Below are 26,467 nucleotides of genomic sequence, written 5' to 3' on the forward strand. Positions count from 1 at the left end.
ATCGCGTCGTCCCCGCGCGTTGCACGATAGCCGGAAGCCGCGATGATCCGACGCACCCCTTCACACCCCGATGCCGCGCCGCTTTCGCCGCCGCGCTATGTCAAATGGCGCTGGCTGCATTTCCGCCGCGCGTGGACGGACACGCGCGCCGACCGCATTCCGAGCTGGTCGCGCCTGTACGTGCGCACCTACCTGCACCTGCTTGGCCTCGTGCTGCTGACCGCGCTGGTGCCGGCGCTCGCGCTGTGCGTCGTGTTGTCGCCGCAAGTGGTGTGGCATGCGTTCGACGCGCTGCCGGGCGATATCTGGATCGTGCTCGCGTTCGTGTTCGCCGCGCCGGCGCTCGCCGCGTACCGGTGGATGCGGCCGGTCTGGTCCGATCTGGTGATGGTGCGCGAGCGCGCGATCGACTTCACCGGCGGGCGCTTCAACACGCGCGCGCGGGAGTCGCACAGCGTGATCATCGGGCCGCTGGCGCGCACGCTGAATGCGCTCGCGATGCGCATGGAGCGGCTGATCGCCGCGCAGCGCGACCTGACGAACGGGATTTCGCACGAGCTGCGCACGCCGCTCGCGCGCGTGCGCTTCGCGCTGGAGATGCTGCGCGAACCGGGTTCCGCCGCCGAATACCACGGTGCGCTGGAGAGCATCGCGCAGGACGTGACCGAGCTCGAGGAACTGATCGACATGAGCCTCACGTACGCGCGGCTCGAATACAGTTCGCTGCAGTCGAACCTCGAGCTGACCGCGCCGGTCGCGTGGTTCGAGCACCAGGTCAGCGACGCGCAACTGCTGTATCCGGAGCGCGCGATCGAGTCGCGCATCGCGATCGCGTCGGACCTGCGCGTGAAGATGGACCGGCGGCTGATGTCGTACGCGATGCGCAACCTGCTGCGCAATGCGAGCAAATATGCGGCATCGCGGATCATCGTAGGGATCGCGATCGAGCACGGCAACATCGCGATCTTCGTCGAGGACGACGGCCCCGGCGTGCCGGAGAGCGAACGCGAACGGATCTTCGATGCGTTCGTGCGGCTCGACCGCCGCACCGGCGGCTACGGGCTCGGCCTCGCGATCACGCGGCAGGTGCTGCACGCGCACAACGGCCGGATCGCGGTCGTCGATCCGGTCGAACTCGGCGGCGCACGCTTCGAGATCAGCTGGCCGATCTGAGCGCCGTCAATACGTGCGGCCCAGCTGCAGGTAGATGTTGCGCCTGCCGCCCGGGGCGAGCGCGATTCCCATGTACACCGGCCCGAACGCGGTCGACAGGCTCGTGAAGAACGTATAGCTCTGCTTGAGCGTGCCGCCGCCGACCTTCTCGCCGCTCGACCACACGTTGCCGATCTCCGCGCTGGCGCCGATCGACAGCGCCTTGACCGGCGACGCGTTGAACGTCATCAGCTGGTTCATGTACGTCACGTTGCCGTACGCGAGCTCGTTGCCGTTCAGCTGGTCCGCCGCATAGGCGGCCAGATGCTGGAAGCCGCCGAGCGTGAAGTTGAACGCGTTGATCAGGTTGGTGCCGCCGATGCTCTTGCCGCCCTCGATCGTCGCGCTGACGCTGTGCCGCCCGAACTGCTGCGCGATCATCGCCTTGCCGTAGATGTCGGTATAGGGCGTGTTGGAGATCGCACTGTCGAACTCCTGCGCCGACTGGCTGTTGTGCGACAGCAGCGAGCGTTCGACGCGGAACTCGGTGTAGTAGCCGCGGCGCGGGAACATCGGGTCGTCGAGCTGGTCGATGACGAGCCGCGCGCGGGCGATCAGCGCCTGCGACGTGAAACTCGGCCACAGCAGCGTCGAGACGGTGCCGTCGTCGTTCGTGAACGGCAGGTTGTAGTTCGGCGAGCCGTGTCCGCTCGCATAGCCGAGGCCGATCCGGAAATCGCCGAGCCGCCCGATCGGCAAGCCGAAGTCGAGCCCGGCGCGTGCCGTCTGCATCAGGTACTGGTTCAGCTTCACGTCGCCGCTGTTGTCGTAGAGGTTCGCGTAGCGGCGCTGATATTCGGCGTACGGCGACACGTAGTAGCCATACGTCGACGACAACGGCTGGCGCAGCTCGACCCGCGCCGACTGCAGGTCGCTGCCGATCGTCGTATCCGCGCGGAATTCGAGCCCCGACTCGGTGAGCCACGGCCGCCGGTAGCCGATCCGCAGGCGGAAGCCGCCCTCGTCGGTCGAACTGCTCGACATCCCGAGGCCGAACAGCAGGAAATTCGGCCCCCAGTATTTCTCGCGCGCATCGATCTCGAGCACGTTCTCGTTGCCGTGGCTCACGATCTGCTGCGTCACGCTCTCGAAATTGCCGCCGGTGGTCAGCCCGAGCAGGTCCTGGCTGACGGTCGCCGGATCGTACGTGTCGCCCGGCTTCACGTGCAGCGCGTCGCTCACCACGCGCTTCGGCACGCCGCCGTTCGTACGGATCTCGACGCGCGTGATGCGGATCGGCGGCGGCAGCGGCTGCGCGTGTGCGGACCGGTAGGCCGCGTACTGTTCCGGCGTGAGCGCAAAGCGCTTGAGCCGCGGCAGCGCGGCGGTCGCGGCGGCCGCGCCGGCGGCGATCGCCTGCTTCGCGTTCTGGAAATCGGTGAACGCGAGCGCGCCGAGGTCGGGCGTGAGCAACACGTCCTGCGCGGCGAGCTGCTTGCGCTGCGACGCGACGTTCTGGCGGATCAGGATGCCGACCATCTGCTGCATCACGTCGGCCGGCGACGCGAGTGCGTCGAGCGGACGCAACTGCGAGCCGATGTCGACCGCGATCACCACCTTCGCCCCCATCTGCCGCGCGGTGTCCACCGGCAGGTTGCTGACGAGCCCGCCGTCGACGAGCGCGCGGCCGTTGATCTCGGCCGGCGCGAACAGGCCGGGCATCGCCATGCTCGCGCGAATCGCGAGCGGCAGCGAACCGCGCTCGAGCACGACCATCTGGCCCGTCTGCAGGTCGGTCGCGACCGCGCGGTACGGGATCGGCAACTGGTCGAACGGCTGGTTGGTCGGCACGGCGGCCGTCCAGTTCGCGAGCAGTGCCTGCAGCCGGTTGCCCTGCACGAGGCCGACCGGCGCCTTCACGCCTTTCTTGCCGAAGCCGAGCGTCAGGCCATTGATGTACAGGCGTTCGTCCTCGCGGCTGCTTTGCGGCAGCTCCGCGCGATCGGTCACGTCGAACGCGATGTCGGCGAGGTTCACCTCCGACAGCTTCGTTTGCATCTCGTCGGCGGCCATCCCGCTCGCATACAGGCCGCCGACCACGGCGCCCATGCTGGTGCCGGCGATGCAGTCGATCGGGATGCGGTTCTCCTCGAGCACCTTCAGCACGCCCAGATGCGCGTAGCCGCGCGCGCCGCCGCCGGACAGCACGAGGCCGATCGGCGGCCGGCCGGCCGGACCGCCGTCGGCGTTGCAGGTCGGCACGGATGCGGCGGCGGGCGCAGCCGACGCGGCGGGAGCGGCGGCCGTCATGGCGGTCGCGGCCGGTGCGGCGGCAGGGGCCATCGGTGCGGCCTGGGTGGCGGTGTCGGCGGCCGGCAAGGGCTGCGCGGCAGCGGTGCAGCACCAGAGCGCAACGAGCGTAGCGCCGACCTGGCGCACTCCCAGCCAGCGGAGAGAAGCGGTCGCTGTCATGTGGAATACCTGGGGTGATCGAGCGTCGGACGCCTGCCGGGAGCAGGCAAGACCGAGAGATTACCGTGTTTTACAAGCGCAGCGCGAGAGCCCGATGCGTAGCCGTACGCAGCCCGAAATGCATTGTCGGCAATTTCGTCGCGAAAAAATCACGGGAATTGCCTAAAGTATCGGAACGATTTGCCGCTAAATCCGTGATGGGGCGGCGCGGCCGCTTCGGCCGGTTTGTTCAAAAAAGGCTTGATATGTCGACACCGCTGTTCGGAAAGTTGTTTGCGCAACCCGTTGCGATCGACCCTGGAACGGCGAGTACGCGGATTTATACGCACGAGCGCGGCGTGGTGCTGAACCAGCCGTCGGTTGTCTGCTTCCGCAAGGCCGGCGCGTCCGACGCGCGCCCGACGCTCGAAGCGGTCGGCGAACGCGCGAAGGCGCTGCTCGGCCGCGAGCCGGGGCATCTCGAGGCCGTGCGGCCCATGCAGCACGGCGTGATCGCCGATGCGCACGCCGCCGAGCAGATGATTCGCAGCTTCATCGACATGTCGCGCACGCGTTCGCGCTTCAGCCGCCGGGTCGAGGTCACGCTGTGCGTGCCGTCGGATGCGACGCCGGTCGAGCGCCGCGCGATTCGCGAGGCCGCGTTCGCGGCCGGTGTATCGGACGTCGAACTGATCGAGGAAGCGCTCGCCGCCGGCCTCGGCGCCGGCTTGCCGGTGACCGAGCCGGTCGGTTCGATGGTCGTCGACATCGGCGGCGGCACGACCGAAGTCGCGGTGATCTCGCTCGGCGGCATCGTCTATCGCGAGTCGATCCGCGTCGGCGGCAACCAGTTCGACGCGGCGATCGTCAACCACGTGCGCAACCTGTACGGTGTGCTGCTCGGCGAGCAGACCGCCGAGCGCGTGAAGAAAACCATCGGCTCGGCCACCAGCGCCGTGCCGCGCACGTCGACGCGCGCGATCGGGCGCGGCGTCAAGGACGGCCTGCCGCGCTCGATCGAGCTGTCGAACCACGACGTGGCGGACGCGCTGGCCGCGCCGCTCAAGCAGGTGATCGGCGCGGTGAAGTCGGTGCTGGAAAACGCGCCGGCCGAACTCGTGACCGACATCGCGCATCGCGGGGTGGTGCTGACCGGCGGCGGCGCGTTGCTCGCGGATCTCGAACGGCTGCTGCGCGACGAGACCGGGCTGACCGCGCGGATCGCCGACGAGCCGGCCACCTGCGCGGTGCGCGGCGCCGGCGAGGCGATGGGTCGGCTCGCGATGTGTCCGGCGGACTGAGGTCCGCCACGCACAGCGACATTTCTTCAAAGTTTCTCGAACCCCGAACCGCTCGCATTCCGACTGTCGCCTGATGGCGCCGGACCCCGCGCGACACATGGTGCCGGAGTCGCTGCCTGGACAGGCCCGCGTACGCCGTGGCAGCATGCCGGGCCGCGTGCCGCACTCGCGGCCGCTTCTCCTGGAGTCGGACCAAATTGAACCAGCGTTTCAAGCGGGGCCCGGCGGCCCGCATCGGCCGTGTGCTGGCCGCGTTCGCGTGCCTGTGGATCGTCGCGGCCATCGCGCTCGTCGCCGCCGGGATGCGGATGCCGAGCGCGCCGGCCGACGTCGCGGTGATCTTCGGCAATGCGCTCGACGACAACGGTGCGCCGAAGCCCGTGCTCGCGGCGCGGCTCGACGTGGGCGTGCGCTGCTATCGCAGTGGCCAGTGTCCGGCGTTTCTCGTCAGCGGCGCGATCGACGGCCCGGGCCTGAACGAGGCGACCGCGATGCGCGACTATCTGGTCGCGCGCGGCGTGCCGGCCGAGCGGATCACCGTCGACGACCGGGGCGACAACACGCTCGCGACCGCGCAGCACACGTACGCGTACCTGCAGGCGCATCGGCTGTCGCGCGTGCTGATCGTCAGCCAGTATTACCACCTCGCGCGGGCGCGCCTCGCGTTCGAGCGGGTCGGCATCGCGCGCGCGAACATTTCCGCCGCGTATCCGCGCCAATTCCAGTTGCGCGATATTTATTCGAGCTGGCGGGAAGTGCCCGCCTACGCGATTTATGCGCTGCGTCTGTGGCTTGATCCGGACGCGCGGCCGATGTCGTTCCGGCCAATGCTTTATTTGATGCGCCTTTTTTCGTAATCCGGCGAGGTGCCCGGGAATCGCTCGGCTCGACGATTTTCACTCGTATTTGCCAGTGGCGACGGCATGCGCTCCGAATTCGAAAGCGTCTTTCGGGGATTCTGAGAAAGTGTGAAACCGGTTCGGCGAACAACGACAAATCCGGATTATTTGCGCTGACTGCCGTTATCGTCATCGATATTGCGGTGCGACAATCCGCCGTGTGATTCGGCAAAAATCATCGGTATTTTCGCGGGTCTCGCCGCATCGGTAGCTTTTGCCCAGAATTCGCCCCGATTGCCGGAGAATCCCCCAATCTCGATCGTTTCGCGTCTTTGCCTGAGTAAAAAATACATATTTCATCGGCCGCGCTCGGATTGCTGAACATCGACTGGAAAACCGTGTTCTTTTGATATAGCCTTGTCTGACAAAAAGCAGGGCGGTAATCAAATCAACAGAAAGTCGCTGCATAAAAACCAAGGGGCCACGGTCATGTCATCCGGTTAGTTTTGCGTTCGCAAACGAGAATCGATTAAACCGCAGTTCGTCCACGAATAAACCGACGTCGTTCCGCGACCGCCGGAGGGCACGCTTTCGTCCCGCATTTTCCGCCGTCGCCGGTCCGATTCAGCGGTCATGCTGATGACGAGGGGAAGCATGAACATTGCGCATTCGAATTCGAAGAAGAGCGGAGAGCCGTTGCCGAGATTCCTGTTGCCGACCGGCGTGTTCCTGGCACTGTCGGGGGCGGGCATCGTGCCGGCGTACGCGACCTGCAGCCAGGCGGGCACCACCGTGACCTGCTCGGGCGTCGCGAATCCGCTGGCGCCGAGCTTTTCGAGCAACGCGAACAACATCAACGCGACCGTCAACCCGGGCGCGAGCGTCGGCGTGCTGCTCGGCGTCGGCGGCACGGCGATGTCGCTGACGGGCAACAACGCCACGCTGACCAACAACGGCACGATCGACCCGTCGGCGCTTGGCTCCGGGCTCGGCATACTGTCGAGCGGCGCGGTGGTCGGCAACGCGGCGGCGAGCACCACGACCGTGACCAACAACGGCACGATGTTCGGCTCCACCGGCGTCGCGATCAGCGGCGTGACGGGCATGGCGCTGTCGGTCCAGAACGGCACGGGCGGCGTGTCCAACATCAGCAACACAGGCACGATCGGCTCCACTCCGCTGGTCGGAGCAACGCTCACCGGTGCCGATGCGCCCGTGGTGGCCGCCTACGGCGGCGGCCAGGTGAACATGTCGAACAGCGGGACGATCACCGGGCGCGTTTCGTTCGGCTCGAACGGCACGCCTGGACAGGGCAATACGTTCACCAACTCGGGCGTGATCAACGGCAGCGTGTCGATGGGCGCGAACAGCACCAACACGTTCAATGCGGTGACGGGCTCGCAGGTCAACACGGCGGGCGGCACCGGCGGCGCGTTCAACATCACGGTCGGGCCGGTCACGCTCGGCATCGCGGCGACGGGCATCGTCGACGGCGGCGCGGGCGGCAACAACACCCTCAACCTGCAGCAGGGGGCCGCCGCGAACGGCACGATCGCGGTCAACAACTACATCAACTTCAATCACCTGAACGTCCAGACCGGCAACTGGACGATCAACGGCGCGTCCACCGCGCAGGACGCGACGCTGTCGGGCGGCGTCGCGATCGTCAACGACAACGCGTCGCTCGGCACCGGCACCATCACCGGCAATGGCGGCGCGCTGCAGGCTGGCACGCCCGCGCTCGACCTCTCCAACAACGTGTCGCTCGCCGGCGGACTGACGGTGCAGGGCACGACCGGGATCACGCTGTCGGGCACGGTGTCGGGCGGTGGCGCGCTGACGAAGAACGACAGCGGCACGCTGACGCTGTCGGGCGCGAACAGCTACACGGGCGGCACGAACCTGAACGCCGGCGGCCTGGTGGTCGGCAATAACGCGGCGCTCGGCGCGGGCGCGCTGAACGTCAATGCACCGGCGTCGCTCGATGCGAGCGCAAACGTGACGCTCGCCAACATGGTCAATCTCGGCACCGGCGCGGCGCTGACGATCGGCGGCAGCAACGATCTCGGGCTGATCGGGACGATCGCCGGGGCGGGCGGCCTCGTGAAGAGCGGTGCGGCGACGCTTACGCTGAGCGGCGTGAACACCTACACGGGCGGCACGACGATCAACAGCGGCACGCTCGCACTGAGCGGCGCCGGCAGCCTCGCGGCGAACGGCACGGTGAACCTGACCGGCGCGGGCGCGACGTTCGATCTGACCGGCGCGGCGGTCGCGCAGACGATCGGCTCGCTGGCCGGTGCGGCTGGCACGAACGTGAATCTGGGCAGCAATTCGCTCACCCTCGGCGGGACGGGTAACGCGACCTACGCGGGCACGATCGGCGGTGCGGGCAGCGTGACGCTGTCGGGCACCGGCACGCAGGCGCTGACCGGCACGAACGTCTATACCGGCGGCACGAACCTGAACGGCGGCAACCTCGTCGTCGGCAACAGCGCGGCACTGGGCATCGGCGCGGTGAACGTCAACGGCTCCTCGACGCTCGATGCGACCGCCAACGTGTCGCTCGCGAACGGCGTCAACATCGCCACCGGCACGACGCTGACGGTCGTTGGCAGCACCAGCCTCGGGCTTGGTGGCACGGTCTCGGGCGGGGGCGGCCTCGTGAAGAACGGCGCGGCGACGCTGACGCTGAACGGCGCGAACAATTACACGGGCGGTACGACGCTGAACGCGGGCGCGCTCGTGCTCGGCAATGCGTCGGCGCTCGGCACCGGCGCGCTGAACGTGGGCGGCGCGGCGACGCTCGATGCGAACACGAACGTGTCGGTTGCGAACGCAATCAATCTCGGCACGGGCACGGCGCTTACGCTCGGGGGCAGCAACGCGCTCGGGTTGAGCGGCGCGATTTCCGGCGCGGGCGCGCTCGTTAAGGATGGCGCGGCGACCGTGACGCTGACCGGCGCGAACACCTACACGGGCGGCACGACGATCAATGCGGGCACGCTGGCGATCGGCGCGGGCGGCAGCGTCGCTGCAACCGGCGCGGTGAACCTCGCGAACGCCGGTGCGGCGCTCGACGTGGGCGGCGCGTCGGCTGCGCAGTCGATCGGCGCGTTGACCGGCGTGGCGGGCACGACGGTGAATCTCGGTGCCAATGCGCTGACGCTGGGCGGGACGGCCAGCGGCACGTTCAGCGGTGCGATCGGCGGCACCGGCAGCCTGACGCTCGCCGGCACCGGCACGCAGACGCTGAACGGCGCGAGCACCTATTCGGGCGGCACGACGCTGAACAGCGGCGCACTGGTACTCGGCAACGCCGCAGCACTCGGCACCGGCTCGTTGAACGTCGGCGGCGCGGCGACGCTCGATACGAATACGAGCCTCGCGGTCGGCAACGCGATCGCGCTCGGCGCGGGCGCGACGCTCACGCTCGGCGGCAGCAATGCGCTCGGGCTGAGCGGGCCAATCTCCGGCGCGGGCGCGCTCGTGAAGGACGGCGCCACGACGACCACGTTGACGGGCGCGAGCACCGCCACCGGCAGCACGACGATCAACGCAGGCACGCTGGCGCTCGGCGCGGGCGGCAGTTTCGCGTCGACCGGCGCGATGAACCTTGCGAGCGCGGGGGCAACGCTCGACCTGAGCGGTGCGTCGGGCGCGCAGACGTTCGGTGCGTTGTCGGGTGTGGCCGGCAGCAACGTGAACCTCGGCGCCAACGCGCTGACGCTGGGCGGGACGGCCAGCGGCACGTTCGGTGGCACGATCGGCGGCACCGGCAGCCTGACGGTGGCCGGCACCGGTACGCAGACGCTGACCGGCGCGAACACCTATTCGGGCGGCACGACGCTGAACAGCGGCGCCCTGGTACTCGGCAACGCGGCCGCACTCGGCACCGGCGCGCTGAACGTCGGCGGCGCGGCGACGCTCGATACGAACGCGAACCTGGCGGTGGCGAACGCAGTCGATCTCGGCACCGGCGCGACGCTCACGCTCGGCGGCAGCAACGCACTCGGGCTGAGCGGGGCAATCTCGGGCGCGGGCGCGCTCGTGAAGGACGGCGCGGCGACCACGACGCTGACCGGCGCGAACACCTACACGGGCGGCACGACGATCAACGCCGGCACGCTCGCGCTTGGCGCGGGCGGCAGCCTCGCGTCGACCGGCCCGATGAATCTCGCGGGCACCGGCACGACGCTCGATCTCAGCGGCGCGTCGGGCGCGCAGACGCTCGGTGCGCTGTCGGGCGTGGCCGGCAGCACCGTGAGCCTCGGCAGCAACGCGCTGACGCTGGGCGGGACGGCCAGCGGCACGTTCGCCGGCGTGATCGGCGGCAGCGGCGGGCTGACGGTCGCGGGCACCGGCATCCAGACGCTGACCGGCAGCAACACGTACACGGGCGGTACGACGATCGCGTCGGGCGGCACGCTGCAGCTCGGCAACGGCGGCACGTCGGGCAGCGTGGTCGGCAACGTCGTCGACAACGGCGCGCTGATCGTCAACCAGTCCGCCAACGTGACGCTCGCGAGCGTGCTGTCCGGCACCGGTTCGCTGACGCAGGCGGGCAGCGGCCAGTTGACGCTGACCGGCACGAACACGCTGAGCGGGCCGACCACCGTTGCCGCGGGCACGCTGGCCGTCGACGGCTCGCTCGGCCAGTCGACCGTGACCGTGCAGAGCGGCGCGACGCTGACGGGCACCGGTACGGTCGGCGGCCTCATCGTGCAGAGCGGCGCGTTCGCGGCCGCGGCGCAACCGGGCGCGGCGCTGAACGTCGCGGGCAACGTGACGTTCCAGCCCGGCTCGACGCTGCAGGTCGCGGTCACGCCGCAGCAGGCCGGCAGTGTGGCCGCGGGCGGTACGGCCACGCTGAACGGCGGCACCGTGCAGGTGCTCGCGAACCAGGCGAGCTACCAGCCGACCACGAAGTACACGATCCTCAGCGCGTCGTCGGGCGTGCAGGGCACCTTCAGCCAGGTGAATTCGAACTACGCGTTCCTGATGCCGACGCTCAGCTACGATCCGAACCACGTGTACCTGCAGCTCGTCGCGAACGGCACGTCGCTGCCGGATGTCGCGACGTCGCCGAACCAGCGCGCGGTCGCGACCGCGATCGGTGCGCTCGGTGCGGGCAATCCGCTGTACGACACGGTGCTGACGACCGATGCGACCACCGCGCGCCGAGCCTACGGGCTGCTCGACGGCGAACTGCAGGCGAGCATGAAGAGCATGCTGCTGCTCGACAGCCGCTACGTGCGCGATGCCGTGACCGATCGCGTGCGCCAGGGCCTCGCGCCCGGATCGGGGCCGCTCGCCGCGCTGTCGTCCGGCGGTGCCGCGCTGTGCGGCGACAACACGGCCGGCGCGACCGACCCGACGCTGCCGCCGGAGCGCCGGATCGGCTCGCGCGAAGGCTGCTACGGCGGCACGCCGTATCAGCCGGTGGTGTGGGGGCAGGCATTCGGCGGCCGCAGCCGACTCGCGGGCGACGGCAACGCGTCGTCGATCAACCGCAGCATGACGGGCTTCATCGCCGGTGCCGACATGGCGCTCAGCGACAAGTGGCGCGCCGGCCTCGCCGCGGGCGTCACGCACAGCTCGCTCGACAACGACCAGAGCGCGTCGGCGGCGGTCAACAGCTACTACCTGTCGCTGTACGGCGGCGCGCAGTACGGCGCGCTCGGCGTGCGCGGCGGCGCGTCGTACACGTGGTACCGGATCAACAGCGACCGCTATCCGGGCTTCGCGGGCTTCTCCGATCACGATTCGGCCGGCTACAACGCGCATTCGGCGCAGGTGTTCGGCGAAGTCGGCTATGCGGTGCCGGTCGGGCCGGTCGCGCTTGAACCGTTCGCGGGGCTGGCGTACGTGAACCTGCACACCGACGGTTATACGGAAAGCGGCGGTGCGGCCGCGCTGCAGGCCGGCGGCCAGACGACCCACGTCGGCTTCTCGACGCTCGGCCTGCGCGCCGCGTCGCAGCTCGGCGCGATCGCGAGCGGCACGTTCACCGCACGCGGGACGGTTGGCTGGCGGCATGCGTTCGGCAACGTGCGGCCGTCGTCAGCGTTCACGTTCGCGCACGGCGGCACGTCGTTCCAGGTGTCGGGCGTGCCGATTGCGCGCGACAGCGCGGTGCTCGAAGCGGGCATCGACGCGACCATCACGAAACGCCTGACGCTCGGCCTCACGCTCAGCGGCCAGTACGGCAGCGGCGTGCGCGACAACGCGGTGCTCGGCAATCTCTTGTGGAAATTCTGACCGGCATGTAACCCGCGTTGATCCGTGCCTGCATGGATGCGGCGCGATGCGACGATTCGATGGTCGCATCGCGCCGTATCGCTTCGTCGCTGCGCGCGCGCCCCGTTCTGTCCTATCCTGTGCGAAACAGGCGACGCGCACCGCGCGTTGCGCCTCGACACAGGAGCATCGATGCCGAATCACGCCGAAGCCACCACGACGCAGGCGCCGCAAGTCGCGCCTGTCCCCGCGAACCGGGCTACAGGCCCGGCCTTCATCGCGCCCGAAGCCGATCCGCACGCGCTGGCGCGCAACAACCAGTACGTGCTCAAATCCGGCGACGCATTCGTCGTCAGCGACGCGCTCGGCGACATCGGCGGTCATGACGACGGCCTGTTCGTCGACGACATGCGGGTGCTGTCGACCTGGCGCCTGACCTTCGGCGGCCGCGCGCCGTCGCTGCTGTCGGGCGCGACGAGCGCGGACAACGCGTCGTTCACGGCGCACCTGACGAACCGCCCGCTGCCGCCGCTCGGCGGCCGCGAGACGCCCGAGGGCGTGATCCACATCGAACGGGAGCGCGTGCTCGCGGGCGACGTGCTGTACGAAGCGCTGACACTGACGAACTACGGTGAGAGCGACGCCGAGGTGCCGCTGTCGCTGTCGTTCGCGGCGGATTTCAAGGACATGTTCGAAGTGCGCGGCACGCAGCGTCCGAAGCGCGGCACGGTGGCGGCGCCGCGCGTCGACGCCGGCGCGGTGCGGTTGCGCTACGACGGCCTCGACGAAGTCGAGCGCAACGTGACCGTGCATTTCTCGCCGGCGCCCGACGCGCTGTCGGTCGATCGTGCCGATTATTCGCTGACGATCGCCGCGCAGGCGTGCGTGTCGATCTACCTGACCGTCGACGCGACGCTCGGCTCGACGCACGCCGGCGCCGGCGCGGGATGCGGCCGTGTCGCGCTGCGCACCGCGCTGGTCGGCGTGCATCGCGAGATGCGCGCGCGCCGCGAGTCGATGGCGCGCGTGCACACCGGCAATCCGCTGTTCGACGCGTGGCTCGACCGCTCGCTCGCGGATCTCGGGCTGCTCACGACCCAGCTCGACACCGGGCCGTATCCGTATGCGGGCATTCCGTGGTTCTCGACGCCGTTCGGCCGCGACGCGATCATCACGTCGCTGCAGATGCTGTGGCTGCAGCCGTCGCTCGCGCGCGGCGTGCTGCGTTTTCTCGCCGAGCACCAGGCGCGCGAGACGTCCGCGTTCCGCGATGCGGAGCCGGGCAAGATCATGCACGAATTCCGCCGCAGCGAGATGGCCGCGACGGGCGAGGTGCCGTTCGCGCTGTATTACGGCGGCGTCGACACGACTCCGCTGTTCATCGTGCTCGCGGGCGCGTACGTCGAACATACCGGCGACGATGCGCTGATCGACGAACTGTGGCCCGCGCTCGAGCGCGCCGCGCAGTGGTTGAGCGACAAGTGCGACCGCAATCCGTACGGGCTGCTCGATTACCAGCGCACGTCGGAGCGCGGCCTTGCGAACCAGGGCTGGAAGGACAGCCAGGATTCGGTGTTCCACGCGGACGGCCGTTTCCCCGACGGGCCGATCGCGCTCGTCGAAGTGCAGGCCTATGCGTGCGCGGCGTTCGATGCGATGGCGATGTGTTCGCACCGGCGCGGCCACGCGGTCGAGGCGACGCGCTACGCATTGCGCGCGAGGGCGCTGCGCGATCAGGTCGAAGCGCTGTTCTGGATGCCGGAAGGGCAGTTCTACGGGATCGCGCTCGACGGTCACGGCGACCTGTGCCGCGTGTTCGCGTCGAACGCCGGCCATCTGCTCGCATTCGGTCTGCCCGACCCGGAACGCGGCGCGGCGATCGCCGCCGTGCTCGGCTCGGCGCTGTTCCAGACGGGCTGGGGCATCCGCACGCTCGCGGCCGGCCAGCCGCGCTTCAACCCGATGGCTTATCACAACGGTTCGGTGTGGCCGCACGACAATGCGCTGATCGCGCGCGGGCTCGCGCGCTACGGCGACAAGACGGCGTCGGTGAACCTGCTGCGCGCGCTGTTCGAAGCGGCGGTGAGCTTCGAGATGCGGCTGCCGGAGCTGTTCTGCGGGTTCCCGCGCCGGCGCGGCGAGCCGCCGACCGCCTATCCGGTCGCGTGCCTGCCGCAGGCGTGGGCGGCCGGTGCGCCGTTCATGATGCTGCAGGCGTGTCTCGGCGTGAGCGTCGACGCGGCGCGCCGCGAGGTGCGGGTCGAGCGCCCGGCGCTGCCGGAAGGCGTCGACTGGCTGCGCATCGACGACCTGCGGGTCGGCGACGAAACCGTCACGCTGACGTTCCGTCGCGTCGATGGCCAGGTGGTCGCGGCGGCGGAGCAGCCCGGCCGCGTGAAGGTGGTCGCGGTGTTGTGATGCAGCTGGCGTGTGGCTGCGCGGATCTTGCGCGATGTCGCGCCACGGCCGCGCACAGCGGCATAGAATCGTGACATGACCCTTGAACGATGGCGGAGGCACCTACGATGACGACCGACAATCGGCCCGACGACGGCGAGCACAAGCTCGAGCATCTGGAAGCGGCGGTCGACCACCTGCACAAGTCGATCGAGTCGCAGAGCATCGCGGCGGGCGCGGCGAAGGGCATCCTGTTCAGCCTGATCGAAACGCTCGGCGCGCTGATCGGCGATCCCGACCTGCCCGAACATGCGCGCTCCGGTTACGAGGCGCTGCGCGACAAGGCGAGCGAATTGCGCCGCGGGCTCGACCGGCATTGACGAACCGGCGGGGCCGGCGTCGGCCGCACGGCCCGCGCCGGTGCTGCCCGATCCTGCGCAGCGCACACAAAACCCCGTGCGCTCAACGAGTTAGCTATCTGGTGCGCAGGATATCCACAAGCTTGCCAACACAATCTGTGGAGAACTGGCGGGCGCCGAACCGGCCCCGCCGAGCGTGCCGCGAGGGCACTCGAGGTGCCGCGCCGTTGACCTGCCGCGGCCGATCTACTGAATCTCCTTTTGTATCAATGTGTTACGTGTCACATTGGTGGAATATCCACAGGCTTGCCAACAAAATCTGTGGATAAGTATGACGTGATTGCTTCCTGAGGGTTGTGGATCGCGCGTGCCGCGGCCGGTCCGCCGACGCCCGTCCACCCTGGCTGCCCGCCGCGTGCATCGGCACGGTAATGCGTGCCCGATCAACGAGTTAGGCTCCGGGTACCCAGGATATCCACATCCTTGCCAACAAAATCTGTGGACAAGCGGGGGCCGTCATTCGAGCGGTGCCGCATCGGCCGCTTCCGCGACGATCCAGTCGCGAAACAGCGTCATCGCCGGCGTGAGCGGCTTCGACTTCAGCGACGTGAGCCAATAGCCGCCCGCGCGTACGTCGATGTCGAGCGGCCGCGCGAGCAGGCCGAGCTGCAGCTCGCGCGCGAACATGCAGGCCGGCGCGAGCGCGACGCCGGCGCCTTGCATCGCGGCTTCGACCATCAGCCGCGACGAATCGAACACGGGCCCGTTGACCGACCACGGTTTGAGCTGCGCGGCGTCGAACCAGCCGAGCCATTCGTCGGTGCGGTATGAGCGCAGCAGCGTTTCGTTCGCGAGATCGGCCGGCCGCGCGAGGCGCCGCGCGATTTCCGGCGCGCACAGCGCGGTGAGCGGGGCGTCGAGCAGACGCTCGTTGCGCGTTGCCGGCCAGTTGCCTTCGCCGAAGCGGATCGCGAAATCGAGGCCCTCGGCCGCGAGGTCGACGACGTTGTTGTTGGTCCGCAGCCGCAGCTCGACGAACGGGTGCGTGTCGCCGAACCGTTTCAGCCGTGGCATTAGCCAGCCTATGGCAAAGGTGCCGACCGCGCCGAGCGTCAGCACCTCGTGAAAGCGTCCGCCTTCGAACTGCTTGAGCACGGTTTCGATCCGGCTGAATGCGTCGCTGAGCACGGGCAGCAACGCGCGTCCTTCGTCGGTGAGCCCGAGGCCGCGCGGCAGCCGCGTGAACAGCGTACAGCCGAGGCGTTCCTCGAGCGAGCGCACCTGCTGGCTGACGGCGGCCTGCGTGACGCTCAGCTCGAGGCCGGCGCGCGTGAAGTTCAGGTGGCGCGCCGACGATTCGAACGCGCGCAGCGCATTCAGCGGAAGATGAGGACGGAGCTTCGTCATAAGAATTTCTTGTATCAGCGCTCAATTATCGTTGCTTGTCAGGCAACCGTAAAGTCACGATAGTGCTGTCTCGCCGGCCGGCCGTCTTGCATCCATTCCATCACGAGAGACATCACATGACCTACTCATCGCACCGTCGAACCCTGTTGCTGGCCGCCGCGATGGCGCCGCTCGTCCTGACCGTCACCGCATGCGCGTCGCCGCGGACCGCCGCGCAGGAGGTTGCGTCCGCGAAGTCGTTTGCCTCGCTCGAACGCGCGGCCGGCGGCCGTCTCGGCGTGTGCGCGATCGACACCGCGAGCGGCCGGCGTGCGCTGCATCGCGCGGACGAACGCTTCCCGTTCTGCAGCACGTTCAAGGCGATGCTGAGTGCGGCGGTGCTCGCGCAGAGCGTCGAGCATCCGGGGCTGCTGCAGCAGCGCGTGACGTACGGGCAGGCGGATCTCGTCAACTATTCGCCGGTGTCGAGCAAGCATGTCGGCACCGGGATGACCGTCGCCGAATTATGCGAGGCGGCGATCCAGTACAGCGACAACGCGGCTGCCAACCTCGCAATGAAGCTGCTCGGCGGACCGGCGGCGGTGACCGCGTATGCGCGCACGATCGGCGACGACACGTTCCGGCTCGATCGCTGGGAGACCGAACTGAACACCGCGTTGCCGGGCGACCTGCGCGACACGACGACGCCGGCCGCGATGGCCGCGAGCCTGCGCGTGCTCACGCTCGGCGATGCGCTGCCGCCCGCGCAGCGTGCGCAGCTCGTCGCATGGCTGCGCGGCAACAAGGTTGGCGACAAGCGGATTCGCGCGGGCGTGCCGGCCGGGTCGCAGGTGGCCGACAAGACCGGCACCGGCGACTACGGGACGACGAACGACGCAGGCGTGATCTGGCTGCCGTCGCGCGCGCCGATCGTGCTCGCCGTGTATTACACGCAGACGCGTGCCGATGCGAAGGCGAAGGACGACGTGATCGCGGCTGCCGCGCGTATCGCGGTCGCGACGTTCGCCTGAGCGGGCGGCGCGGTGTGCTGTATCGACGAATAATGCACGCCGTGCCGCAGTCGTGATCGGGATGTCGAAACGTTGCGCGATCAACGACTTAGGTCACGCATGCTCAGGATATCCACATCCTTGCCAACAAAAATTGTGGACAAGCCTGCGAGCGTTCGCATTCATGGCGAAGCGCGTGCGGCGATGGCATCCCGCAGGCCGCGCGCAGCCCTGTCTGCACGGTTCGAATCGGCGCCGACAAAGCCTTTCGGATCAAGCGCTTGAGCACGGTATGCGCAGGCTATCCACACGCTTGCCAACAAAATCTGTGGACAAGCGGCGCGCGCGACGTGCAACGCGGCGCAGCGCATGACGTTGCGCGAGCAGCGTTTTGCCGGTCGCCTGCCGCATTCGAAGCGGCGGCGACAAAGCCTTTCGGATCAAGCGCTTGATCGCGGTATGCGCAGGCTATCCACATGCTTGCCAACAAAATCTGTGGACAAGCCGGCGCGGCGCGTGCGCGATGTTCAGCCGTGCCGATCGTCGAGCGCGGGCCAGCGTGCGAACGCGAACACCCACAACATCACGAAGTTCAGGATCGGAACGAACATCGTCAGGATCCACCAGCCCGAATGTCCGGTACGCCGAACGATCCGGGCATACGGATAAAGGACGATCGCGACGAGCACGAGCGACACGAGCAACTGCCATGCGGTGACGTGTTCCATGGTCTTCCCCGAAATGGTGCGGCGTGGTCCGATGCGGGCGGAATGGCTTGGCCCGAAGTGCCGTCGCGTGACCTCTGGTGAAGCATGGTCGCGTGCGGCTCGTGTGATCGTGACGCGTCGCGTGGCCGGCCGTCAAGGCGTCGACATGCATCGACGGTGGGGCGGGCAAGTGCCGCCGTTGCGCCGGATCATCCGTCGGCGCACGCACGCGAACGTCGCGCTGCCGAAACGGTGACGCGGCGCGTGAATCATTGGCCGATCAACGGGTTAGCCGATGCGTGCGCAGGATATCCACAAGCTTGCCAACAAAATCTGTGGGTAAGTGGCGCGACGCTCACGTTGTCCATTGCCGCGGCGCCGACGTGGCATCGTGATGCGTTCCGCGGCGAAGCGGCGCGTGTGATCGCTCGACCAGCGCCGCATCTGCATCACGCGTGCCAAAGTCCGCCGGATCAAGGGCTTAGCGTTGCGGTGCGCAGGATATCCACAAGCTTGCCAACATTTTCTGTGGAGAACTTCCGCGTGGCGTTCGCGCCGCGCGGCACAGGGTGCAAACCGTGCGCCGCGCGCGCTTCGCGCGTGGGTTCACGCGGTACAAATGCCGGCCACGGCGACCTTCTGGAACAAGTGCGGGCTCGCGACGGCGGACGAAGGATACGCCGACAGTTTCGCGACGAAGTCCGGATGCGTGAAGGCCGCGCGGAACGCGTCGGTCGATTCCCAGACCGCATAGTTGAAGTAGGTCGGGCTATCGCCGAGCGCGCGATGCAGTTGCGTCGAGATGAATCCCGGCTGCCGTTTCATGAACGCGGCGTCGTCCTTCCACACGGCCAGGAAGTCGGCTTCGTCGGCCGGATCCAGCGTGAAGACGTTGACGAGCACGGCGGGTTCCGCGGCGATGCCGAGCTGCTGCTGGATCGGAAAGGCCGGGTCCATCGGTTTGAAATGAGGCATGGGGCACTCCTTGTGGATGAAGGGGGCGATGGCGCGATCACGCTTGCCCGTTCGGCGCATGCGCGTCGCACATGGCCGACAGCACGCGAATTGCCGCATCCAGATCGGCCGCACCGAACTGGCCGGAGATGTCGCGGACATGCTGCTGCCATTGCCCGACCACCGCTTCATAGGCGGCCGCGCCGCGCGTGGTCAGTGCATACAGCGGCGAGCGCTTGTGCGTCGGGTTCGGCAGCGGCTGCACCAGCCCTTCTTCGGTGAGCACGTTGATCTGCTTCAGGACGGCCTGCCGCGTGATGCCCATCGCTTCGGCGATCTGCGGGATGTTGGGGGCTTCCGGCGCCAGCGAGATGGCGCCCAACACTTGCCAGCGCGCGCTGGTCAGGCCGTGCGGCGCGGCAAAGGTATTGCCCCATTCGATCAGCAGGCCGTTCAGCCGGAAGACGGACAGCGCGACGGCAGTCAACTTGGCGGGTTTCGTCATGATCGAGATACGGGATGAATTGACAACTACTTTACGTAATCGACAACTGGTTGTCAGTGTGGATTGAACCTCGCCGTGACTGAGGGCCGGAAGTCGCGCCGACGCGGGCGCCTTTCTGACCTGGATTGGCGCATTCGCTGCGCACGCGTGCCAAACCCTTTCGGATCAACGGCTTGTCGCCGTTAGCGGGCGGTTGTCCACAAGCTTGCCAACACAATCTGTGGAAAAGCCGGCCCGCCGGCGAATGTGAATGTCAGGCCGGCACGGGAAAGCGCACCGTCACGGTCAGTCCGCGCCCGCCCTGCGTCGTGCCGAGCGCGACCGTCGCGCCGTGCTGCTCGGCGATTCGCTTGACGATCGACAGCCCGAGCCCGCTGCCCGACGACGTGACCGCCTGCGCGCCTTCGCCGCGATAGAAGCGCTCCCAGACGTCCGTGCGTTCGGCTTCCGGGATGCCGGGGCCGTCGTCGGCGACTTCGAGCACGGGCGTCGCGCCGTCGAAGCGCGCCGATACGTCGACGCGCGCGCCGTCGCCCGCATAGCGGATCGCGTTGTCGACCAGGTTGTTCAGCAGCACGCGCAACGTGTCGAGATTGCCGGCGGCCATCACCGGCGACGATACGATCGCGCCGAGGTCGATCCGGTGCGCATCGGCGACGCGCGTTCGATCGGCGACCACCGAGCGGCACAGCGCGGCGAGATCGACGGGCGCGGATGCCGACGCGGACGCTTGCGCATCGGGTTCGAGACGCGCGAGCGTCAGCAACTGTTCGGCGAGGTGGGCGAGGCGCGTCGTGCCCGCGTGAATCTGCGCGAGGATCTGCTCGCGTTCGTCGGACGTCGCCGCGCGCCGCAGCAGTTGCGACTGGATCGACAGCCCCATGATCGGCGTGCGCAATTCGTGCGCGGCATCGGCGATGAAGTGGCGCTGCAGCGTGAATGAGCGGTCGAGCCGCGCGAGCAGGTCGTTGATCGCTTCGGCGAGCGGGCGCACCTCGTTCGGCATCGACGCGACGTCGACCGGTTCCAGATTGTTCGCATTCCTGCGCTTCAGGCCGGATGCGATCGTGCGCAGCGGCCGCAGCCCCGCGCCGATGCCGAACCACAGCCCGATCGCGAGCACCGGCAGCATCGAGAACACCGGCCACAGCAGGTGCACCGCGATGCCCGCGATCGCTTCCCAGCGCGCATGGCGCGCCTGTGCGAGCCGGATCGTCGTGCCGCCGCGTTCGGTCACATAGGTGCGCCACGGCTGGCCGCCGACGTCGATGCTCGCGATGCCGGTTCGCGCGGGCGGCGGCAGCGCCGATTCGCGATCGGTCGAATACACCAGCGTGCCGTTGCGCCAGACCTGCAGCAGCACGGCGTCGGGATCGCTGGCCTCGAAACCGTGCTTGCCGTTGTCGTTATTGCGGAACGACAGCTCGCCGTTCGGGCCGACGGCGATCTGCTTCGACATGCTGCGCATCTGGTCGTCCAGCAGATCGTCGAGTTCGCGCAGCGCGCCCCAGTAGGTGCCCGCGCTCGCGACCAGCCCGATCACGCACGCGGCGGGCAGCAGCCACATCAGCAGGCGCCGTCGCAGCGACGCGCTGCGCCAGCGCGCGATCGCATGTTCCATGCTCGTCATGCGCCGTCACCGATCCGGTAGCCGACGCCGCGCACCGTGCGAATCATGTCGTGGCCAAGCTTCTTGCGCAGGTTGTGGATGTGCACCTGCACGGCGTTGCTCTCGATTTCCTCGCCCCAGCTGTACAGCCGTTCCTCGAACTGTTCGCGCGAGATCACCGCGCCCGGGTCGCGCATCAGTTCGTGCAGCAGCACGAATTCCTTCGGCGACAGCGTGACTTCGTCGTCGTTGAGCCAGACCAGGTGCTTGATCGGATCGAGCCGCAGCGGGCCGATCGCGAGCGTGGTTTGCGCGCGGCCCGCATGGCGGCGGTTGACCGCGCGGATGCGGGCGAGCAGTTCCTCGAGCACGAACGGCTTCACGAGGTAGTCGTCGGCGCCGCTGTCGAGGCCCGCGATGCGCTCGGACACGCCGTCGCGCGCGGTGATGATGATCGCGGGCAGGGTTTCGTCGCGGCGGCGCAGCGACGCGAGCACCGACAGGCCGTCGCGGTTCGGCAGCCCGAGGTCGAGCAGCAGCAGGCCGTAGCCGGTCGAGCGCAGTGCGAGCGACGCGGCGTCGCCGTCCTTCACCCAGTCGACCGCGAAGCCTTCCTGTTTGAGGCCCTGTTCGAGCCCGCTGCCGATCAGCGGATCGTCCTCGACGAGCAGTACGCGCATGGATTCGTGTCTGTTGGCGGGCGTGGTGCCCGGGGGTTCCCATGATAAGCGCAGGTGTCTTAGGCGGAGCTTAAACGGCCGAGGCCGCTCGCGCTTTCGTACACGTCCGATGCGGCACCGTGTCGCCTCGGCGCGGTCTTCAGGTTTGCTTAATCTTACGGTCCGTAATCTGGGCCCGCCGCGTTCAACGGAGCGCGGCATCCCATCGAAGAAAAGGAACGAGGAACGCCATCATGAAACACCTGACCAGAATCCTGACGATCGCGCTCGCGCTGCTGCCGGCCGCCGTCTACGCGCAGTACACCGGGCCGTCAGCGCTAACGACCACCACCGTGAAGGAGCTCCTCGCGAACGGCAAGGACGATCAGCACGTGCAGTTGCAAGGGCGCATCGTCAAGCACGTCGGCGGCGAGGATTACGAGTTCGCCGATGCGACGGGCACGATTCGCGTCGAGATCGACCACAAGCTGTGGGCAGCCGGCCAGCCCGTCAGCGACAAGAACGAAGTAAAGCTGACCGGCGAGTTCGAGCGCAAATGGTCGGGCCGCGTGAAGGTCGACGCCGACCATGTCGAAGTGGTGCGCTGACCGACGTACCGGTACACCGGTGCGGACGGGGCCGGTGATACCATGGACGACCGGTTCCCGTTCCCACCAAGATGGCTGCCAATTTCGATGAACTCGCGTCCCGGATCCGGGCACAATTTTCCGAACTGAGCCCGCAATTCCAGGCGGGCGCTGCATTTCTGCTCGATCATCCCGACGAAGTCGCCACCTCGTCGATGCGCAAGGTCGCGCAGCGCGCGCAGGTTCAACCCGCGTCGCTCGTGCGGCTCGCGCAGCAATTCGGTTTTCCCGGCTGGAACGAGCTGCGCGACCTGTGCGTCGCGCGCGTGCGCACGCGTCCGGAACCGCTCACGCAGCGTGCGCGTTCGCTCGTGCGGCCCGACGCGAAAGCAACGCTCGCGCACGACCTGCTTGCCGCCCAGCAACACAATCTTGCCGCGACCGCCGCGCAGAACGAGCACACGCTCGTCGAGGCCGCGAAGCTGCTCCGCAAGGCACCGCACGTGCATGTCGCGGGCTTCCGGTCGTGTTATCCGGTCGCGTTCGGGTTCGTGTACGGCTACCGGTTGTTCCGGCCGACGGTGTCGCTGCTCAACGGCGTCGCCGGCTCGCTCGAGATGGAGCTGCGCACGATCGCGAAGCAGAGCGTGACCGTGATCATCAGCTTCGCGCCGTATTCCGCGGAAGCGCAGCGCGTCGCGCAAGCGGCGAAGACGCAGGGCAGCAAGATCGTCGCGATCACCGACAGCGCGGTGTCGCCGATCGCGCTGCATGCGGATGCGCAGCTGATCTTCACGCACGAGAGCCCGTCGTTCTTCCCGTCGCTGGTCGCCGCGCATGCGATGGCCGAGGCGCTGGTCGCGCAGTTGCTCGCGCTCGAAGGCAGCGATGCAATCGCGACGCTCGAGCGCACGGAAGCGGAGCTGCATGCGAAGGGCGCGTATGTCGTGTAGCCGCGCGTGCGGCCTGGCGTTTCGTTCCCGGCTGTGACGAAGAAGCTTGGTGCCTGACGAGCCCGAACGGCCGCGTGCCGCCGACATCGACATTTCGCTGCACCCTGAACCGTTCCGGTATCGCACGCGCGTATGCTGGCGTCTCCAGTCCCGAGGAGACGACGATGTCCGCATCCAACCTGCAATTCCGCCAAGCCGAAGCGTTCCGGGCGCTGCATGCGCGCCCCGGCGCGTTCATCATCCCGAACCCGTGGGATGCCGGTTCCGCGCGGCTGCTCGCGATGGCCGGCTTCGAATCGCTCGCTACCACGAGCGCCGGTTTTGCCTATACGAGGGGACTGCCCGACAACGCGATCGGCCGTGACGAGATGCTCGCTCACATCGCCGAGATCGTCGCCGCCGGCGGCCTGCCGGTCAGCGCCGATCTCGAGAACGGTTTCGGCGACGCGCCCGACATGGTTGCGGAGACGATCCGGCTCGCCGCGCAAGCCGGCGCGGTGGGCGGCTCGATCGAGGACGCGACCGGCCGAGCCGACGCACCGATCTATCCGCACGCTGCGGCGGTCGAGCGCATTGCGGCGGCGGTCGACGCGGCGCGCGCGTTGTCGTTTCCGTTCACGCTGACCGCGCGCTGCGAGAACTACCTGCACGGCCGCCGCGACCTCGCCGACACGATCGCGCGGCTGGTCGCCTATCGCGACGCGGGCGCCGACGTGCTGTACGCGCCGGGCCTGACCGATCCCGACGACATCGCGGCAGTCACGCGCGCGGTCGGCGCGCCGGTCAATGTCGTGATGGGGCTGCAGGGCGGATTGCTGAGCCTCGACGCGCTGGCGGCGCTCGGCGTGAAGCGCGTCAGCGTCGGCGGCGCGCTGGCGCGGACCGCGCTCGGCGCGTTCCTGCGCGCGGCGACCGAAATGGCGCGCGACGGCACGTTCACGTTCGCGCAAGATGCGGTGCCGGGTCGCGATCTCGACCGCTGGTTTTCGGGGTCGGATAATTCGCCGGTTTCGTTTGCGCGATGACCCCGAAAAATGGGAACGTTTCCAGCTGAAACCTGATTGATCGTAATCAATCGAAATCGCCGGCGATTTAAACTCCGCTGACGGCGCGAAATACTTCGTATATTCTCCGCATTCCGGCCGTTCGACCGGAACCGGCGCGCGAGCCGCGCCGGTTCTGGCGATCGGCCATCCGCCAGATGCACCGATCCCGCGTATTGTTGCGATTCTCCGACCGCGTCATTTTTCGGTTTTATGGAGTTGCCGATTATTTTTCGAATTGGTAATCTGCTGCACCGTCAAAACGACGGTATCGGCGGGCCGCCGAAAAATGAATATATAAAATATCGAGAGTGCGATGACGATCCGAGCTAATCACCGCAGTGGCTTTCGCGTCGGCGATGTCGTGACGCTGAAAACCGGAGGACCGCGCATGACCGTCACCTACGCCGGGCCGGTCGTGTTCGACGATGCCGACTGGCTGATCTGCCAGTGGTTCGACGACAGCGGCCATTTCCGGCAGGAAATGTTTCATCACGAAACGGTCGTGCCGGAGCCGCGGGCGATTTCCGCGGGGCGCGTCCGCTTGCGCATGCAGGCGCACCGGTACCGTTCAGCCGCCTGATACCACGTTGATCAACGGTCGGCGCCCTCTGCCGGCCGTGCACTGCTGCGCCACTGCAGTCTTTCGTACTCGCATCACCGCGACGTCCGCGACGTCCGCGACATTTCACGTCATCCCGAAACATCCGGCCGCCCCGCGCCCCGATACTGCACGCATGAACCCGACCGATCCGATTGCCGCGGTCACGCACCGCGATCCCTATCCCTATTACGCGACGCTCGTCGACGGGCCGCCGCTCGCGTTCGACGCCACGCTCGGCCTGTGGGTCGCGAGCCGGGCGGCGAGCGTGACGGCCGTGCTCGGCCACCCGGCGTGCCGCGTCAGGCCGCTCGATGCGCCGGTGCCGCCCGCGTTGCGCGGCACGACCGCGGGTGCGCTGTTCGGCGAACTGGTGCGCATGAACGATGGCGCGCTACGGCACGACGCGCCGAAAGCGGCGCTGCGCGCGGCGTGCGCGCCGATCGACGCGAACGCGTTGCGCGAGCGTGCCGCGCAACTCGCCGGCAGCCGGCTGCGCGCGCCGTACGACGCGCAGGCGTTGAACGCATGGTGTCTGACGGTGCCCGTGTGCGCGGTCGCCGATCTGCTCGGCTTCGACGACGCGCAGCTCGACGACATTGCCGCGCTGGTCGTCGATTTCGTCGCCGCGCTGTCACCGTTGTCGGATGCGGCCGCACTGGCGCGGGCGAGCGAAGCCGCGCGGCAACTGCTCGACCGGATGACGGAACGCGTCGCGCGCACGCGCGCGCAGGACGGTTCATGGGTTGCGGCGATTCAGCAGGCGGCCCATGCCGCGGGCTGGCACGCGAGCGGTGCGCTCGTCGCGAATCTCGTCGGGTTGCTGTCGCAGACGTGCGAGGCCACGGCCGCCTGGCTCGGCAACGTGCTGGTCGCGTGCGACGGTGCGGGCGGCGAGCGCGCGTTGCCGGATGCCGCGGCGCTCGACGCATTCGTCGCCGAGGTCGGCCGATTCGATGCGCCGGTGCAGAACACGCGCCGTTTCGTCGCGTTGCGCACGACGATCGAAGGCGTGACCGTCGAGGCCGGTGCGGCGATCCTGGTCGTGCTGGCAGCGGCGAACCGCGATCCGGCCGTGCATCGCGAGCCGGATCGGCTGCTGCCCGACCGCGCGGCGGGGCCGAACTTCGGTTTCGGCACGGGGCCGCACGCCTGCCCGGGCGAGCGGATCGCGCGGGCGGTGACGGCGGGGGCGTTCGCGGCGTGGTTGCGCGCGGGCGGTGACGCGCCGCGCGGCAGGCTGGTGTGGGACTACCGGGCGTCGACCAACGTCAGGATGCCGAAGTTCGGCGCGGCGGCGTAAGCGAAAAAAACGGAATGGCGGGGAATCGTGGCACTCAGCGGCAGCCTTGCTTCTCGGCCCATTGCTGCTGGGCCGCGACGCGCCGCTGCTCGCGTTCGACGAGACCGGTCGAAAAGGTCCGCATGCTGATGCCGCGCCGCTTCGCGAGGATGGTTTGCGCGACGTCGGTTTGCGGGTTCGGCTGGCATGCCCAGTACAGTGTCATCAGCCAGCCGATGCCCGTCCACGCGAACAGGGCGTTGAACATCGCGATCATCAGCTTGTCGTGCCGGCCGCGCCGGTCGGCGATGACGGCCGGGAGAAAATAGAGCGCGATCGCTGCGACCGAACCGGCCATCTGAATCAGAACTGCGTGTTGCATGTTGCTGCTCCCGTCTGAACTACAGTGAGACCGATTGTCGCGCTTTTTCT

21 protein-coding genes are annotated in these 26,467 nt (G+C 68.2%); 12 read left to right on the forward strand and 9 right to left on the reverse strand.

Going from position 1 to position 26,467, the window contains the following annotated elements; genetic code table 11:
- Nucleotides 1–42: 42 nt before the first annotated feature.
- Nucleotides 43–1,173 carry an ATP-binding protein gene (locus C7H84_RS01075; protein ID WP_121857003.1) on the forward strand — a complete coding sequence of 377 codons (1,131 nt, stop codon included), beginning with the start codon at nt 43–45 and terminating at the stop codon, nt 1,171–1,173.
- Between the two features lie 6 nt (nt 1,174–1,179).
- Here the strand turns inward: C7H84_RS01075 and C7H84_RS01080 are convergent, their stop codons facing one another.
- Nucleotides 1,180–3,624 carry a patatin-like phospholipase family protein gene (locus C7H84_RS01080; protein ID WP_121857004.1) on the reverse strand — a complete coding sequence of 815 codons (2,445 nt, stop codon included), beginning with the start codon at nt 3,622–3,624 and terminating at the stop codon, nt 1,180–1,182.
- A gap of 245 nt (nt 3,625–3,869) precedes the next feature.
- On the opposite strand from C7H84_RS01080, the gene C7H84_RS01085 reads away from it, so the two are divergent.
- Together C7H84_RS01085 and C7H84_RS01090 are read left to right on the forward strand one after the other, a co-directional pair.
- Entirely contained in the window at nt 3,870–4,904 is a 1,035-nt protein-coding gene (locus tag C7H84_RS01085; protein ID WP_121857005.1) for a rod shape-determining protein, read from the forward strand.
- A gap of 197 nt (nt 4,905–5,101) precedes the next feature.
- Nucleotides 5,102–5,761: a YdcF family protein gene (locus tag C7H84_RS01090; protein WP_121857006.1), complete on the forward strand. Its 660-nt coding sequence runs from the start codon at nt 5,102–5,104 to the stop codon at nt 5,759–5,761.
- Between the two features lie 146 nt (nt 5,762–5,907).
- Here the strand turns inward: C7H84_RS01090 and C7H84_RS36140 are convergent, their stop codons facing one another.
- The gene (locus C7H84_RS36140) at nt 5,908–6,096 is read right to left on the reverse strand and encodes a hypothetical protein (protein ID WP_162999183.1); all 189 of its coding nucleotides are present in this window, start codon (nt 6,094–6,096) and stop codon (nt 5,908–5,910) included.
- Nucleotides 6,097–6,397: 301 nt separating this feature from the next.
- On the opposite strand from C7H84_RS36140, the gene C7H84_RS01095 reads away from it, so the two are divergent.
- The 3 genes from C7H84_RS01095 to C7H84_RS01105 all read left to right on the forward strand — a co-directional run bounded on the left by C7H84_RS01095 (nt 6,398) and on the right by C7H84_RS01105 (nt 14,760).
- Nucleotides 6,398–12,004, forward strand: a complete 5,607-nt coding sequence (locus tag C7H84_RS01095) for an autotransporter domain-containing protein (protein WP_121857007.1) — start codon at nt 6,398–6,400, stop codon at nt 12,002–12,004.
- A 171-nt stretch (nt 12,005–12,175) separates the two neighbouring features.
- Nucleotides 12,176–14,401 (forward strand): amylo-alpha-1,6-glucosidase, encoded by a 2,226-nt coding sequence (locus C7H84_RS01100; protein WP_121857008.1) that lies wholly within the window; start codon nt 12,176–12,178, stop codon nt 14,399–14,401.
- 107 nt (nt 14,402–14,508) lie between these two features.
- A complete protein-coding gene (locus C7H84_RS01105) occupies nt 14,509–14,760 on the forward strand; it encodes a hypothetical protein (RefSeq protein ID WP_121857009.1) in 252 nt (83 codons plus the stop codon).
- Nucleotides 14,761–15,255: 495 nt separating this feature from the next.
- Here C7H84_RS01105 and penR read toward each other — a convergent pair whose 3' ends face one another.
- Entirely contained in the window at nt 15,256–16,146 is an 891-nt protein-coding gene (gene penR, locus C7H84_RS01110) for a beta-lactamase transcriptional regulator PenR (RefSeq protein ID WP_121857010.1), read from the reverse strand.
- A gap of 116 nt (nt 16,147–16,262) precedes the next feature.
- Between penR and blaPEN-bcc the strand changes: the two genes are divergently transcribed.
- Nucleotides 16,263–17,156 carry a PEN family class A beta-lactamase, Bcc-type gene (gene blaPEN-bcc, locus C7H84_RS01115; protein WP_121857011.1) on the forward strand — a complete coding sequence of 298 codons (894 nt, stop codon included), beginning with the start codon at nt 16,263–16,265 and terminating at the stop codon, nt 17,154–17,156.
- Nucleotides 17,157–17,662: 506 nt separating this feature from the next.
- Here blaPEN-bcc and C7H84_RS01125 read toward each other — a convergent pair.
- The 5 genes from C7H84_RS01125 to C7H84_RS01145 form a co-directional block, all read right to left on the reverse strand.
- Nucleotides 17,663–17,863: a DUF805 domain-containing protein gene (locus C7H84_RS01125; RefSeq protein ID WP_121857013.1), complete on the reverse strand. Its 201-nt coding sequence runs from the start codon at nt 17,861–17,863 to the stop codon at nt 17,663–17,665.
- 585 nt (nt 17,864–18,448) lie between these two features.
- On the reverse strand, nt 18,449–18,817 hold the full coding sequence (locus C7H84_RS01130; RefSeq protein WP_121857014.1) for an antibiotic biosynthesis monooxygenase family protein: 369 nt from the start codon (nt 18,815–18,817) through the stop codon (nt 18,449–18,451).
- Between the two features lie 37 nt (nt 18,818–18,854).
- The gene (locus tag C7H84_RS01135; protein ID WP_121857015.1) at nt 18,855–19,301 is read right to left on the reverse strand and encodes a MarR family winged helix-turn-helix transcriptional regulator; all 447 of its coding nucleotides are present in this window, start codon (nt 19,299–19,301) and stop codon (nt 18,855–18,857) included.
- A gap of 253 nt (nt 19,302–19,554) precedes the next feature.
- On the reverse strand, nt 19,555–20,931 hold the full coding sequence (locus tag C7H84_RS01140; protein ID WP_121857016.1) for an ATP-binding protein: 1,377 nt from the start codon (nt 20,929–20,931) through the stop codon (nt 19,555–19,557).
- Nucleotides 20,928–21,590 carry a response regulator gene (locus C7H84_RS01145; protein ID WP_121857017.1) on the reverse strand — a complete coding sequence of 221 codons (663 nt, stop codon included), beginning with the start codon at nt 21,588–21,590 and terminating at the stop codon, nt 20,928–20,930. The genes C7H84_RS01140 and C7H84_RS01145 overlap by 4 nt, the downstream gene beginning before the upstream one ends.
- A 233-nt stretch (nt 21,591–21,823) precedes the next feature.
- Here C7H84_RS01145 and C7H84_RS01150 point away from each other — a divergent pair, with 233 nt between their 5' ends.
- The 5 genes from C7H84_RS01150 (at nt 21,824) to C7H84_RS01170 (ending at nt 26,056) form a co-directional block, all read left to right on the forward strand.
- Nucleotides 21,824–22,177, forward strand: a complete 354-nt coding sequence (locus tag C7H84_RS01150) for a NirD/YgiW/YdeI family stress tolerance protein (protein ID WP_121857018.1) — start codon at nt 21,824–21,826, stop codon at nt 22,175–22,177.
- Between the two features lie 71 nt (nt 22,178–22,248).
- Entirely contained in the window at nt 22,249–23,109 is an 861-nt protein-coding gene (locus C7H84_RS01155; RefSeq protein WP_121857019.1) for a MurR/RpiR family transcriptional regulator, read from the forward strand.
- Nucleotides 23,110–23,273: 164 nt separating this feature from the next.
- Nucleotides 23,274–24,134 (forward strand): isocitrate lyase/phosphoenolpyruvate mutase family protein, encoded by an 861-nt coding sequence (locus tag C7H84_RS01160; protein WP_121857020.1) that lies wholly within the window; start codon nt 23,274–23,276, stop codon nt 24,132–24,134.
- Nucleotides 24,135–24,468: 334 nt separating this feature from the next.
- Nucleotides 24,469–24,735, forward strand: a complete 267-nt coding sequence (locus C7H84_RS01165; RefSeq protein WP_121857021.1) for a YodC family protein — start codon at nt 24,469–24,471, stop codon at nt 24,733–24,735.
- Between the two features lie 154 nt (nt 24,736–24,889).
- Nucleotides 24,890–26,056 carry a cytochrome P450 gene (locus tag C7H84_RS01170; protein ID WP_121857022.1) on the forward strand — a complete coding sequence of 389 codons (1,167 nt, stop codon included), beginning with the start codon at nt 24,890–24,892 and terminating at the stop codon, nt 26,054–26,056.
- 34 nt (nt 26,057–26,090) lie between these two features.
- Here the strand turns inward: C7H84_RS01170 and C7H84_RS01175 are convergent, their stop codons facing one another.
- The gene (locus C7H84_RS01175; protein WP_121857023.1) at nt 26,091–26,417 is read right to left on the reverse strand and encodes a superinfection immunity protein; all 327 of its coding nucleotides are present in this window, start codon (nt 26,415–26,417) and stop codon (nt 26,091–26,093) included.
- Nucleotides 26,418–26,467: the final 50 nt, after the last annotated feature.

Origin of the sequence: Burkholderia sp. Nafp2/4-1b, assembly GCF_003635165.1 — a bacterium.
Taxonomy (GTDB): domain Bacteria; phylum Pseudomonadota; class Gammaproteobacteria; order Burkholderiales; family Burkholderiaceae; genus Burkholderia.